We start from the raw sequence: 14,083 nt of genomic DNA, 5'->3' as shown, positions 1-14,083 counted from the left end.
GCGCACAATGGCGCAGCAGGAAACATGGCTGATCAAGCATGCCGTTACAGGGCGCAGCTTTGCTGACAGCCGTAAGCAGCATTTCGATTGTCGCTTGGAATTGGCGGACGGCGTGTTTTGCTTCACGCTTCAAGAGTTGCCGCGTGAAGCGGCAGAGGCGATTGTGCGTTTCAGCGAGGAACTGAACGTATTTCGTTTTGTAACGCCGGCAGATGGCGGACCCGTAGTAAAGCACTGGTATTACGTGACCCCGGAAAGTGTGCAGTATCATGGTCAGAACGGTGAGCTTACGTTCGAAGCCGGTTCTAAGATTGAATACCATCCCGAGGACTATTGGGGAGACTAATTATTCCTTTAATCATCCATGTCCGAATTATAATCAGCTTTCAGAGGCTCTGCATTATTGCAGGGTCTTTTTGTTATGCATTCAAGATGATGAGCGCATTGGATACATAATCCTTTACAGGCTGGTACATCCTATAGGTTATGTTACGTGTTCGGTTCATTCGTAAAAGGGGGGACTAAGGATGAAGAAAGGACGCTTTCCCAAGTTGCCAACGCTACCGTGGAGCCGGAGAGCGGTTCCAGCCGCTAATCGCAAACCACGAAATTCTCGTGTGCCCCAAGGGGGGCCTGAGTCTTCATGGCTGGAAGAGCCGCTGCGCAGCAGTCTGGAAGACAATTTGGTTGCATTGCGTGATATTTTCAAGGAATGCTCTGATATTGTCTACCGAGAGCTCATGATTTCTCCTGAGCGAAAAGGGCTATTGGCCTATTTTGAAGGTACGGTAAAATCAGAGGATTTGCAGGATCATATCCTGCGGCCCGTCATCCTGGGGATGATGCTTAAGGACCCTGAAGTCAACGGCAAATTGGAGCCGCTGGATGAGACTCGTATATCCATGTCCCAGACCAAAACGATGGACGAATGGAAGATGGTATCAGCAGCGATTCTGGATGGCAATGCCGCTCTGTTCGTAGACGGCACGGCTCGTGCGTATATTTTCAGCGCCAAGGGGGGCGTCCGCCGTGGCGTGGAGGAACCGCAGACGGAAGCGGTTATTCGCGGGCCGCGTGAGGGTTTCACTGAGACGCTTCGCGTGAATACGGCACTGCTGCGATTCAAGTTGAAGACCTCTAAGCTCAAAATGTACAGCATGACTATCGGAAAAGAAACTCAAACGAGCGTTGTCCTTACCTATATCGAAGGGATTATAGATCCGAAGATGGTGGAGGATGTTAAAAAACGCCTCAGCGATATTAAAATCGATGGTGTTCTGGAGACTGGATATATCGAGGAGCTGATTGAGGATCATCCGTTCTCTCCGTTTCCGCAAATGGAGTACACAGAACGTCCGGATACCGTCACCGCGCAATTACTGGAAGGGCGTTTTGCCATTTTTGTGGATGGAACGCCTTTTGCCTTGATTGGACCAGTCACGATGTGGCAGATGATGCAAGCGAGCGAAGATTATTACGAGCGCTTTTTCATCAGTAATATGGTGCGCTGGATTCGTTTTCTTTTTCTCATCATGGCTCTCTTCCTGCCCGCATTATATGTAGCGGTGACGACCTATCACCAGGATATGCTACCGACGACACTCATATTGAGTATTGCGGCGGCTCGTGAATCCATCCCTTTTCCGGCTCTGGTGGAAGCGTTGATGATGGAGGTTTCTTTTGAAGCATTGCGGGAAGCAGGGATTCGTCTCCCCAAAACGGTCGGTCAGGCCGTCAGTATCCTCGGCGCGCTCGTTATTGGGCAGGCCGCAGTACAGGCTGGGATCGTATCGGCGCCCATAGTCATTGTTGTGTCGCTCACAGGTATTGCGTCGTTTACCATACCACGTTTTAATTTCGCCATCACGGTTCGTCTGCTGCGGTTTCCAATCATGCTGATGGCGGGTTTATTTGGCTTGTTTGGCATCATTATTGCGACAACACTGATTGCTACGCACCTAACCAAGCTAACATCGTTTGGTGTTCCTTATATGAGTGGGTATAGTCCGTATAACCCTATGGATCAAAAGGATATCATCGTCCGTGCGCCTTGGTGGAAAATGGTCAAACGTCCTTCCTGGATTGGCAGGGACAACAACAAACGAGAGAAGAAAAAGATGAATGGATCGCCTAAAACCGAGGAGGGATGGTGATGAAGCCCACGTCGAATACACAACAAATGCGTAAAGCGGCTGTGCTCTGTTGTCTGTTGCTTTGTTCTGTTCTTCTGGGAGGATGTTGGGATCGTCGTGAAGTGAATGATGTGGCCTTTGTCATGGGTACTGGACTGGATAAGGAAGGCGATCAATACCGGGTAACGATGCAAATTGCTTTGCCTGGACAGCTCGGTTCTTCGGGCAGCACAGGAGGAGGGGGAGGTACCAGAGGTACGAAGTCCTACTACCTGGAGTCCAAAACAGGTCCAAGCTTTCGGGGGGCAATAGCCGAGGAACAGCGGGAGGTATCGCGGACGCTGAATTACTCTCATCGACGGGTGCTACTGTTCGGCGAGGCATTGGCACGAGAAGGGATTAGCAAAATGATGGATGTCATTGCACGTATTCCACAAAACCGTTTGTCTTCTCTGATTGTTATCACGAAGGGGTCAGCGATGGAGATGCTTCAGGCAGACGCCCCGATTGAGCAATATCCAGCGGAAATGATACGTGAGCTCAACTTTTCCTATATGAAAGAACCTCGTTCCGTGAAGCTGCTGATGAACTCCATTCTTCTGGATGGTATTGATCCGGTGGTGCCAGTAATGTCTCTGGTGAAGAATGGGCCAGCTAGCCTTAAAGACAGGAAGACAAATATTCAGATCGATGGACTGGCTGTCTTTCGCCAAGATAGGATAACAGGGATTATTGATAACCACCTCAGTCGTTTTCTACTGTTGGGTATGGAGCAAGCCAAGGAGACAGAGATATTTATCACCCCTCCCAAGGGCAAAGGTTACATATCTGTCCATCTCATTGAAAATAGAGTTCATATTAAGCCTCATATTCAGGGGGATGAGATTAGAATGACCGTTCGACTGGACTGCAATGGAAATGTGAAGGAAAATGAAACGGATTTTGATATTTCCAACGAGGAAAATTTGAAGTGGCTGGAGCAGCAGACAGCTGAGGAGATCAAGAGGGAGCTGGGAGAGGCTGTTCATGTGATTCAGCAAAAGTATCATTCAGATGTACTTGGCTTGGGCCGGGCCATTATTACAAGTCGCCCGGATGAATGGAAACGGATTAAACCTCGATGGGATCAACTCTATCCCAAAGTGGAAGTCACCATAGATCCGGTCGTGCATATTGAGAATATCGGTGCGGTCACCAAACCATTCGGGTACAAAAAGGAGCAAATCCAGAATGAATAAAGTATATCTATTGCCTTTATTGCTGGCTATGCTGTTCATGTATCTGGTTGACCGTAAAAGTATTAGCAATGCACCCGCTGTCAATCGCTGGATCTCCCGCACGTTGTATGTTGTTAGCATTGGTATCTGGATTTACGGCACATCGACGAAGAGCGCTATTTATGTGGCTACATGGGTGGCCCGTTTCATTGACATGTGGCTCCCCCCTGTGTTGTAAATCATGTAATGGATGCCTGCGGGCAAAAGGAGGATGTACCTGCATGAAACAGTTCACAACCAGACAAATTGTGCTGCTTGGTGTATTGATGGAGAGCGGAATTACCCTTATACATGCTCCGGCGCAGGCAGCAGATTACGCGAATCAGCATGCCTATTGGACCTGTGTAGTTGCGGCTATCGTACTGTGCTTGCCGATCTGGGCGATGCTGAGAATCAAACGTCGTTTTCCCGATCAGGATTTGATGCAGGCGATGGTGAGCTCTCACCCTGTGCTGGGGCGTGCGCTGCTTGCGATCTACCTTATTTTATTTCTCATCATTTTTGCGCGGGATTTGAGGATTATTACCGATCTGGTGGAGGTGGTGCTTTTGCCGCTGACTCCGATTGTGATCACTTCCCTTATTTTGTTGTTGACTCTGGCATTTATGGCTAAAGGCGGGATAAGCACCATGGTTAATATGGCGGAGATGTTTGTACCGTTATTGATTGTGACGCTGCTGACGATGCCGCTTTTTTTTGGTCGTAATATGGACTTTTCAATGTTGAAACCCTATTTACATCCGGAAGTAGAGGGAGTGATTAAGGGTAGCTGGCGTATGCTGGGGTATATGGTCGATATCATGATCGTTCCCTTTGTGCTTCCGGGAAAGAGCTATAATGGGCGTAGTGCTTGGTTTGGGCATTTGACCGGAACCGTCTATATGATCTTGTTAGTGTTGCTGTCGGAGTTAGTGATTGGTGTTCCTATCTTGTCACGGCTGTTTTATCCATCGTATGAACTGGTACGCCAGTTGCAGCTAACCGACTTTCTGGATCGATTCGACTTATTCGTAGCAGCGTTGACCGTACCAACCTTTCTTATAAAGATTGGAGTTGACCTGTACGTTATCAGTTTGGCGGTTAAGCGCATGTTTACTCAGGTCTGGGGGAGTCTGATGGTGTGGCCCGTAGGTTTGTTAGGTTATGTCTGTTCGTTTATGTTGTTTTCCAACACCGTACAAATTTATGATTTCAGTCGGGAATGGACTGCGGTGATGGTCACTTTTTTTGTATTCATGCCCTTGGTATTATGGATGCTGCTTCGACCCAAATCTAAAGGGAACGATAACGATGATAAGTCATCATCCAGCAGGGAGAGGGATAGAAATGATGAGAAAGAAGGCCAGCAGGGAAGTGAAACAGGACACGCCCAATTATAAGTTTACTGTATTTAGCGGAAAAGTAATTCTTATTTGTCTTTTGTCTCTCTAATTGTATACTTGGTAGAAAGAAATACGACTTCTACAAGGGAGGCAACAGCATGGCACAACGCATGGCAGGTAAGAGAGTCGCTCTTGCCGGTCCTCGTAAAGCAGATGAAATGGCGCTGCTAGTTATGAAGATGGGAGGAGAGCCCGTAGAGCGCCCGGCCCAGGGCACGGTTTTTCTGGATGATATCGAGCTGCGCAACGCTGTTGTATCGTGGGTGAAGAATCCTCCGGACTGGTACATCTTTACGACAGGTATGGGACTGGACGCTCTGTTCGATATGGCGGAGGATATGGGCGTGGCTGAGCAAATTATAGAGCTGCTGCAATCCTCCAACATTGCGGCACGGGGCTACAAGACGGTCAATGGACTCAAAAAGCGTGGCTTTACGCCAGCAGTACGGGACGAGGACGGAAGTTTGATCGGGCTGACACGAGCCTTTGCCCCCTATGATCTGAAGGGGAAGGAAGTGCTGCTGCAACTGCATGGAGATCCGGCGCCCCGGTTGGTAGAGTGGCTGGATGAGCAGGGGGCAGTGACTCGCCAAGTACTTCCTTATAAGCATATCCCACCTGAAGAAGCAAAATTGCAGGCATTGGTGGACGATGTGATCCATCGTAAGGTTGATGCTGTCACGTTCACGAGTGGCCCGCAAATCCGATTTTTGGCCCAATATGCCAGAGAGCAAAACCGAATTGAAGATTTGCTGGAAGCTTTTCGTGAAGATGTCATTGCTGTATCGGTAGGCAAAGTGACCGCACAATCCATTTTGGAAGAGGGAATTGAACGAATTGTGTTCCCAACTGAAGAGCGCATGGGCGCGATGATGGTGGAGCTGGGCAAATATTTTGAGCATAGTGCTTCTGCGCATGGCTACGGTCTGAAGAGTGTAAACGGTCATTTGCAATGAGCTAGGAAATGATAAATACTATAAGCTGAAAATGAACTTATATTTACTAATCCAGCGTAAAATAAAGATAAGGGCCTGTGAGGTCTTTATCTTTTTTTGTTGGACAAGCATCGATAAAGTTTTTTGTTATAGCGAAAATATTTGTCTAATATAATGAATAAGTTTCGATGCATGATACTTGAGGACAGGAGCTGAGACGTTAATGAATTCTATTTGTGTATTTGCCGGGTCCAGACCTGGACATTCATCGGTATATGTAGAGGCGGCAGGCAAGCTGGGGGAAGCCATGGCTCGCCAGCATATCCGTCTGATCTATGGTGGCTCCAGCAGAGGGCTGATGGGTGAGGTGGCGGATGGACTGCTGGCGGGTGACGGTCAGGTCACCGGCATTATGCCCACCCTGTTATTCGATGCAGAGATCGTACATCGAGGAGTTACCGAGTTTATTGAGGTAGCAAGCATGCATGAACGTAAGGCGGCAATGAGTGAGATGGCCGATGCATTTATAGCCCTTCCGGGTGGCTTGGGAACCTTTGAGGAGCTGTTCGAGGTATTGTGCTGGGCGCAAATTGGCATTCATCGCAAGCCTATTGGGCTGCTGAATGTAAATGGATATTTTGACCCGTTGGTAGAAATGGTACGTCATAGCGTTCAGGAAGGGTTTACCGGAGCTGATCATCCAGCGCTACTGAGTATCTCTGCGGACCCGGACGAATTGCTGCATATGTTAAAAGATAAAGCAGAGAACTTAAAATAAAGCTTTTTTCGTGCTTGCACAACTGATTGAGGCAAGGTTATGATAAGACCCATAATCAAATAGCGGACAGACAAGGTGCCTTTGCGATTGAGCAAAGGGTAACAGGGAATCGGGTGCAAATCCCGAGCGGTCCCGCCACTGTAAGGAAGAGGGTTTTTTTTAAAATAGTCACTCGTACAAAACGGGGAAGACGAAAGAATCCGTTGATGCCAAGCCAGGAGACCTACCTTGATCTGTATGCACCGTTAACCTTCGCGGAGAGGATGGGTGTACGAAAATCAGGAAATCAGGCACACGTTGCTTTTTCCATGTTGGTTACAGGTTTGCGTGGATATGAACGTGCAGCAGCGTTTGAAGCGTAAACAAAACAGATGGAAAACAACGGCAGGTTGGAGGGAGACAAGAACTGTCTTCTTACGCTGTTTCGTCTGATGAGAGAGATACGTACATAAGAACCCCATCCGGGCAGGATGGGGTTTTTTCGAGTTATAGATGTTCACAATTATTGAATTAGTTGGTATAGCTGCCCTGAAAAGGATGAAGAGGAGGAGCACGATGAGCCCATTAGGAAAATTGCTGGTGATTGGATTTGGACCAGGAGATATGGAACATATCACAAAACGGGCGTTGGATGCGCTGGCTGAAAGTGAGGTCATTATCGGCTACAACACCTACGTTGATTTGATCCGTCCGTTGCTAAATGGTCAGGAGATTGTACGCACAGGGATGACAGAGGAAGTGAGCCGTGCACAAGAGGCGGTACGCCAAGCAGAGATGGGCAAGAAGGTAGCCGTCATATCCAGTGGGGATGCGGGAGTCTATGGCATGGCAGGGCTGGTGTACGAAGTACTGATGCAAAAAGGCTGGCGCCGCGAGGACGGAGTTGAGGTAGAAGTCGTGCCGGGGATCTCGGCCATCCAATCCTGTGCTTCATTGTTGGGGGCACCGGTGATGCATGATGCTTGCACGATCAGTCTGAGTGATCATCTGACCCCGTGGGAAACGATCGTGAAGCGTGTAGAAGCTGCGGCTTCGGCTGATTTTGTAATTGCATTATACAACCCGCGCAGTGGTCGGCGTACCCGCCAGATCGTGGAGACGCAGTCCATTCTGCTCCGTTACCGTGATCCGCAGACTCCGGTTGGGCTGGTAAAGAGTGCTTATCGTGAACGTCAGCAGGTTATCGTAACGACGCTGGAAGATATGCTGAACCATGATATTGGGATGCTGACGACCGTAATCATCGGCAATTCCTCAACGACAGTGTATGACGGCTTAATCGTGACTCCGCGCGGCTATCAGCGCAAATACACGTTGGATACGACTGAGCAAGCGCTCAAGCCGCATCAGCGGCTTCGCACGGAAGCAGAGCCGTGGTCGCTGGGCGCGCAAGAGGATCGCGCGCTGGATGGACCGCAGGCAGGCGCAGCTCTGACTGCGCCCACCGGGCCTTCCGCGAGCGGCGCTGCGGTTGCCATGCAGGCACGCCCGCAAGCGATGGCTGCCGTGCAGGCTACGCCTGCGAAGCAGACCGGGGCATCGCTGGCAGCAGAGGCACTCGGCCGCCTTGCTGTCGGCGGCAAGCTGCCAGGCGAGGCCAACGCTCGCTGGAGCGGGCAAGCGCCTGCTGCCGTGAGCGACGTCGGAACGTCAGCAGGGGCCGGAGCAGGGGCTGCGGCTGGGAAAGCGTCAGGCGGCTTTGGCAAGCCTGCGCTGTTTGAGGTAGGGGTTTCCCCTGGTGTGGGAAACAAGAAGTTCACCGCTCGGCAGATGGCACTGCTCGCTGACGTAGCGGGTGATGATGGTGAGCTGGAATACACGCCAGATCATCAAATCGTGCTGCGCGTGCCGTGCACAGACCCCGAGGAACTAGTCGGACGGCTACGGGATGAACGATTCATTGTCATGCCAATCGGCGATGTGTTTAAGGTGAAGGCGTGCGACTTCTGCAATATGGAGAAAGATGACGCTGTGCCTGTGGCGGAGCATCTACAGGTTGTACTTGGCGGATTACAGGCGCCCAAGGAAACGAGTATTGCCTTGAACGGATGCGGCATGGCTTGCTATGGAGCAGTGCTGGAGGATATCGGAATCGTCTATCGCAAGGGAGGATACGATCTCTTCCTCGGCGGCAAAAAGTTTGGTCGAAACGCTCATGCCGCTCAGCCTGTAGCGGAAGGGATTCCGGGTGATCAGATTACGGACATCGTGGAGAATATTATCGCTGAATACAAGGAAAAAGGGCATCCGAACGAGCGTTTTCATAAATTTTTCAAACGTGTAGGCATCGTTGCTGGTTTCCGGCATGAAGATGCGCCGGCCACAGTAGAAGTGAACGCGGTTTGTGGTGATTAGTCGGTTGGTAGGCTTGATGAACCGGATACAAGCATATATAAAATAGGGCGTCTGTAGGCTATCCCTATAAATGAGGAGGAACAAACAGCAGTGGATGCAATATTGTTGGTTGGGCATGGAAGTCGGGACCCAGAGGGGAATCAGGAACTACTGGAATTTGCACAGGCGGTGGCAGATCGGGCGCCAGGTACGTATGTAGAAACCTGTTTTCTAGAGTTGGCACGGCCCAGTATTGGCGAAGGAGTGCAGGCGTGTGTGGAGAAAGGGGCGACGCGTGTCGTTCTTATTCCGATTATTTTGTTCGCAGCAGTACATGCCAAAATTGATATTCCGATGGCTATTGATCGGGCAAAGGCAAAATATCCGCAAGTGGAATTTGTATACGGACGCCCGATTGGCGTTCACGAGAAAATCGTTAGCATACTGCTGGATCGATTGAAAGAGACCTGTCCAGTTGCAGTTCCAGCGGGGCTGCATAGCGCGGTCGAGGCATCTGCCGAGGTATCCAACGAAGAAACAGCGGTACTTGTGTTAGGACGCGGAAGTAGCGACCCAGATGCAAACAGTGACTTTTTCAAAATCACCCGTATGCTGTGGGAGAAGCTTTCTTATACGTGGGTAGAAAGCAGTTTTATCGGTGTGACGCAGCCTTCTTTTCCAGATGGCCTGGAGCGTTGCGTACGACTGGGTGCCAAAAAGATTATCGTGCTTCCGTATTTTCTGTTCACGGGTGTGCTGATTAAGCGCATCGAAGAAATGACCCAGGAATTTGCTGAGGCTCACCCTGCATTACAGGTGGAAATGGGCGGATATTTTGGTTTCCATCCTCAATTGGTTGAGCTGGTGCTAGAGCGAGCTAACGAAGGCTTGTTCGGTAAGGTTACGGCTAATTGTGATAACTGCCAGTTCCGTCTGGAAGCACAGGAGCATCACCATCATCACCACGACCACGACCACGATCACCATCACGACCATGAGCATGGCCATCACGATCATGATCACCACCATCATCATACACATGAGCATGATCATCATCACGAGCACCATACACACCACCACGCGCACGATCATGAGCATAGACATGCTCACGACCATGAAGAGCATGACCATGATCATACGGCTTCTGTAGTGAACGTAACTGGGCAGGTGAAAGGCTCATGATTTTCATGCTGTGTGGAACGAGCGATGCACGGGAATTGGCGCTGCAAATTCGTAGTATGGGCTTTAACGTATTGACCTCAGTCGTAACCGAAAGCGCGGCAGCCAGTTTGTCCGAAGCAGGACTGGACGTGCGTACAGGCCGAATGACAGCCGATGAAATGGGGGTAATGATTCGGGAGAAGGGGATGCAGGCTGTTGTTGATGCCAGTCACCCCTTTGCAGAGGAAGCACATGCGAATGCGATGACTGCTGCTCGCGAGTCTGGAGTTCCTTATATCCGCTACGAGCGGACGGGACTGGTGTATGACAATCATCCGTTGCTCCATATCGTTCCTTCCTATGAAGAGGCGGCATTAATTGCTAAGCAACTTAAAGGCTCTGTCATGCTTACAACGGGCAGTAAGACGCTCGGTACGTTCACCAAGCATTTACTCGGAGACCCGGAGATTCGTCTGGTTGCACGTATGCTGCCGCGCCTCGACAATATGGAGAAATGCGGCGAACTGGGGATGGAGCAAAAAAATATTATTGCCATGCAGGGACCCTTTTCGCGTGAGATGAACGAAGCATTGTACAAGCACTTTGCTACGACTGTGATGGTCACCAAGGAAAGCGGACGCACCGGAGCAGTTGATGAGAAGGTTCAGTCTGCTTTGGACCTGGGTATTCACGTCATTTTGATTTCCAGACCAGAAGTAGAGTTTGGTACGGTATTTGATCATTTCGACGGAGTAATTAACGCACTGCGTACAGCCACAGGGGAGACTTCAATTTGAGTTGAGTCAAAGCCCTACAAGTTCAGTTAATCCAGAACAACTGCTGGCATGTATCTAAAATATAGTCATCTTAATATACGTGTTTTAATAGAAATATCTGATATTTCACTGCACGGGCAGTTATTTTTCCTAAACTAATTTTCCATAAGGGAGTGGGTCGATACCATGGATTTTAAAACAGACTTTAAGCCGCTAACGGTGCAGCCGCAGGAGATTGAGGGTAAAAGCTTCGCGATGATCACAGAAGAATTGGGAGAGCATCCATTTACAGCAGAGCAATACCCCGTCGTACAGCGTGTCATTCATGCATCTGCTGATTTTGAGCTGGGGCGCAGCATGGTATTTCATCCAAAAGCAATCGAAGCAGGAATTGCAGCTATTCGCGCCGGGCAGCCGGTGGTGGCAGATGTGCAAATGATTCAGGCGGGGCTGAGCAAGGATCGTATCCGTCAATTCGGCGGGGATGTTCATGTGTACATATCTGATCCGGACGTGATGGAAGAAGCCAAAAGGCTGAATACGACACGTGCCATTATTTCAATGCGCAAAGCGATTCAGGCCAGCGAAGGTGGGATCTATGCGATCGGGAATGCGCCGACAGCGTTGCTGGAGCTGATTCGTCTGGTGAAAGAAGGAGCGGCTAAACCCGGACTGGTGATTGGCATGCCCGTAGGTTTTGTATCGGCGGCAGAATCCAAGGACGAGCTGCGCAAGCTGGATATTCCGTTCATCACGAATATTGGACGCAAGGGTGGCAGTACGATTGTGGTAGCGGCATTGAATGCCATCTCCTTAATGGCTGTCCGCTAGATGCGGTTGTCCGTTTGCTGTATCATGAAATGAAATTAGACATGATCAGCAGCAGAGGTTAAGGAGGAATTGGCATGGAAAAGGAAGCGGCGTCCGCCAGCAAACCCAAACGGATGAAAAGTGGTGAAGCTCCCGCGCCGGACAAGCCGATGCGGTCAGGCTTTACGACGGGGGCTTGTGCGGCGGCAGTAGCCAAAGGAGCGGTGCAACTGCTCATTACGGGCATACCGCCGAAGGAAGCGGTGATATCGCTGCCCGCGGGCTTCGATCATGCGTTTGAGCTGATCGAGCCTGTGTTGGACGCGGACGAGGCTTCCTGCACGACGATCAAGGACGGTGGCGACGACCCGGATGCCACGCATCAGGCGAGAATTAGCGCCTCTGTTAGCTGGCGCGAGGAGCCGGGCATTGAGCTGGACGGCGGCATTGGAGTGGGACGGGTAACGAAGCCCGGCCTGCCTGTGCCTGTCGGGGAAGCAGCGATCAATCCGGTGCCGCGCCGGATGATTACGGAGGCCGTCTCAGGCGTGCTTGAGGAGCATGGATCGGCCAAAGGGGTCCGGGTCGTCATCAGTGTGCCGGACGGCGAAGAAATCGCCAAGAAAACACTGAACGGACGGCTAGGCATTCTTGGGGGAATTTCCATCCTGGGTACACGCGGTGTGGTCGTTCCGTTTTCCACGTCTGCGTATAAAGCCAGCGTGGTGCAGGCTATATCGGTTGCCCAAGCGATGAACTGCGAGGAAATTGTCCTGACCACAGGTGGCAGCAGTGAAAAATATGCGATGCAAATGTATGACCAGTTAACGGAAGAAGCTTTTATTCAGATGGGTGACTTTGTTGGCTTTGCAGTCAAGCATGGCAAACGATTGGGAATGAAAAAGATTATTCTCGTCGGTATGCCCGGCAAGCTGTCAAAGGTTGCTCAGGGTGTCATGATGGTTCACTCCAAGAGTGCTCCGGTAGATTTTGGATTTTTGGCTAGAGTTGCGCGTGAAGCAGGGGTGGACGAGTCGCTTGCAGCGGCAGTGGTTGAGGCGAATACAGCTACGCAGGTGGCGGATATGATGACCGAAGCGAATGCGCTGAGCTTTTTTGAAAAGTTATGTACCTATGGGTGTCAGCATTGTCTGGAGCATGCAGGTGGTGGAATCACCGTGGAAATGATACTGGTAACGCTGAAAGGGAACGTGCTGGGGAGGGCGAGAGTCGGTGAGTAGAGTGATCCGTGTGATTGGTATTGGAGAAAATGGAGCGGCAGGCCTGTCGCAGGAAACGCTGGAACAAATTGAGCGTGCTGACCTGCTGGTCGGTGGCGAGCGCCAGCTGGCTTTTTTCAAGGCAGCCGCAGGAGAAAAACGAACATTAAAGAGCGGATTATCCGCCGTGGTAGAAGAATTAGGACGGTTGCGTGAGCACAAGGATATTGTCGTGCTTGCGTCAGGCGATCCGCTTTTTTTTGGAATTGCAGGCTATTTGTCTGCCAAGCTGGGGGCCGAACACCTGGATATTTTACCCCATCTCAGTTCGGTTCAACTGGCGTTTGCACGTCTCGGTGAAAGCTGGCAGGATGCGGTGCTGGAAAGTGTACATGGTCGTCCGATGACTGGTCTAGCGCAGCGGATTGATGGACAGAACAAGATTGCGCTGCTGACGGATGATCGCAATCATCCCGCTGCGGTTGCCGCTTATCTGCTGCATTTTGGCATGACGGAATATGATGCCTTTGTCGGTGAGCATTTGGGAGGACCGGATGAGGTGTATCGGCATTATACGCTGGAAGAGATGGCGCAGGGGACATTCCAGCCCCTAAACGTGGTTGTTTTGCGCCGTCGTAAGGGAGAAGACGTGCCAGCAATCCGCCGGGGATTTGGCTTTGAGGATGCTGAATTTCACCAGCGCAAGCCGGAAAAAGGGCTGATCACGAAGCGTGAAGTGCGTGTATTCAGCTTGTCCGAGCTGCGACTGACTGAGCGGAGCATCGTATGGGATATCGGTGCAGGCTCGGGTTCTGTAGCTGTGGAATGTGCGCGGCTGGCCAAGTACGGGCAAGTGTTTGCCATTGAGAAGAATGAAGGCGATCTGGCCAATGTGGAAGCGAACAAGATCAAATTTCGCACTGATTTTCCAGTGATTCATGCCAAAGCGCCTGCCGGATTGGATGAGTTGCCAGACCCGGATGCCGTGTTTATCGGCGGGAGCGGAGGAGAACTGGCAGAACTGATCCGTCTGTGCGCTTCCCGTCTGCGTAAGGACGGGCGAATTGTAGTAAATGCTGCAACGATTGAGACGCTGCATGACGGTATGAAGGCGATGCAAGCCGCAGGACTCGAAACCTCGGTGACGCTACTGCAAACAGCACGTAGCAAGCCGATTTTAAATATGACTCGTTTTGACGGACTCAATCCGATATATGTCATTACAGGACAGCCGCCGGTAGACGTGGCTGACGGAGCAGCAGGGGAGTAAGCTGGTAA

At 50.7% G+C, this 14,083-nt stretch carries 14 protein-coding genes and 1 riboswitch; all 14 genes read left to right on the top strand.

What is annotated here, in order from left to right; translation table 11 throughout:
• Positions 1-7: 7 nt before the first annotated feature.
• The 14 genes from ACQQ6X_RS14015 (at position 8) to cbiE (ending at position 14,075) form a co-directional block, all read left to right on the top strand.
• Positions 8-346: a hypothetical protein gene (locus ACQQ6X_RS14015; protein ID WP_305165829.1), complete on the top strand. Its 339-nt coding sequence runs from the start codon at positions 8-10 to the stop codon at positions 344-346.
• Between the two features lie 181 nt (positions 347-527).
• Complete coding sequence (locus ACQQ6X_RS14010) at positions 528-2,153, top strand: spore germination protein (RefSeq protein ID WP_305165828.1); 1,626 nt, start codon at positions 528-530, stop codon at positions 2,151-2,153.
• A complete protein-coding gene (locus tag ACQQ6X_RS14005) occupies positions 2,153-3,370 on the top strand; it encodes a Ger(x)C family spore germination protein (RefSeq protein ID WP_305165827.1) in 1,218 nt (405 codons plus the stop codon). The genes ACQQ6X_RS14010 and ACQQ6X_RS14005 overlap by 1 nt, the downstream gene beginning before the upstream one ends.
• A complete protein-coding gene (locus tag ACQQ6X_RS14000) occupies positions 3,363-3,587 on the top strand; it encodes a hypothetical protein (protein ID WP_305165826.1) in 225 nt (74 codons plus the stop codon). Before ACQQ6X_RS14005 ends, ACQQ6X_RS14000 begins: the two co-directional genes overlap by 8 nt.
• A 43-nt stretch (positions 3,588-3,630) precedes the next feature.
• Positions 3,631-4,788, top strand: a complete 1,158-nt coding sequence (locus ACQQ6X_RS13995) for a GerAB/ArcD/ProY family transporter (RefSeq protein ID WP_305165825.1) — start codon at positions 3,631-3,633, stop codon at positions 4,786-4,788.
• A 101-nt stretch (positions 4,789-4,889) separates the two neighbouring features.
• A complete protein-coding gene (locus ACQQ6X_RS13990; protein ID WP_305165824.1) occupies positions 4,890-5,747 on the top strand; it encodes a uroporphyrinogen-III synthase in 858 nt (285 codons plus the stop codon).
• Between the two features lie 202 nt (positions 5,748-5,949).
• On the top strand, positions 5,950-6,504 hold the full coding sequence (locus ACQQ6X_RS13985) for a TIGR00730 family Rossman fold protein (protein ID WP_305165823.1): 555 nt from the start codon (positions 5,950-5,952) through the stop codon (positions 6,502-6,504).
• 57 nt (positions 6,505-6,561) lie between these two features.
• Positions 6,562-6,749: riboswitch (cobalamin riboswitch) on the top strand.
• Positions 6,711-6,866 carry a hypothetical protein gene (locus tag ACQQ6X_RS13980; RefSeq protein WP_156497401.1) on the top strand — a complete coding sequence of 52 codons (156 nt, stop codon included), beginning with the start codon at positions 6,711-6,713 and terminating at the stop codon, positions 6,864-6,866. Its footprint overlaps the riboswitch before it by 39 nt.
• A gap of 193 nt (positions 6,867-7,059) precedes the next feature.
• Positions 7,060-8,859, top strand: a complete 1,800-nt coding sequence (gene cobJ / locus ACQQ6X_RS13975; protein ID WP_305165822.1) for a precorrin-3B C(17)-methyltransferase — start codon at positions 7,060-7,062, stop codon at positions 8,857-8,859.
• Between the two features lie 90 nt (positions 8,860-8,949).
• Complete coding sequence (locus ACQQ6X_RS13970) at positions 8,950-10,020, top strand: sirohydrochlorin chelatase (RefSeq protein ID WP_305165821.1); 1,071 nt, start codon at positions 8,950-8,952, stop codon at positions 10,018-10,020.
• Positions 10,017-10,796, top strand: coding sequence for a precorrin-6A reductase (gene cobK / locus ACQQ6X_RS13965; RefSeq protein WP_305165820.1), 780 nt, complete (start codon positions 10,017-10,019; stop codon positions 10,794-10,796). The genes ACQQ6X_RS13970 and cobK overlap by 4 nt, the downstream gene beginning before the upstream one ends.
• Positions 10,797-10,961: 165 nt before the next feature.
• The gene (locus ACQQ6X_RS13960) at positions 10,962-11,606 is read left to right on the top strand and encodes a precorrin-8X methylmutase (protein WP_142612494.1); all 645 of its coding nucleotides are present in this window, start codon (positions 10,962-10,964) and stop codon (positions 11,604-11,606) included.
• Positions 11,607-11,680: 74 nt separating this feature from the next.
• The gene (locus ACQQ6X_RS13955) at positions 11,681-12,826 is read left to right on the top strand and encodes a cobalt-precorrin-5B (C(1))-methyltransferase (RefSeq protein ID WP_305165819.1); all 1,146 of its coding nucleotides are present in this window, start codon (positions 11,681-11,683) and stop codon (positions 12,824-12,826) included.
• A complete protein-coding gene (gene cbiE, locus ACQQ6X_RS13950) occupies positions 12,819-14,075 on the top strand; it encodes a precorrin-6y C5,15-methyltransferase (decarboxylating) subunit CbiE (protein ID WP_305165818.1) in 1,257 nt (418 codons plus the stop codon). The genes ACQQ6X_RS13955 and cbiE overlap by 8 nt, the downstream gene beginning before the upstream one ends.
• The last annotated feature ends 8 nt before the right edge of the window (positions 14,076-14,083 follow it).

Origin of the sequence: Paenibacillus ottowii (assembly GCF_050516475.1) — a bacterium.
Classification (GTDB): Bacteria; Bacillota; Bacilli; order Paenibacillales; family Paenibacillaceae; genus Paenibacillus; species Paenibacillus ottowii.
Note: the sequence above shows the minus strand (reverse complement) of the source record. Positions and strands in the feature narration are given on the sequence as shown.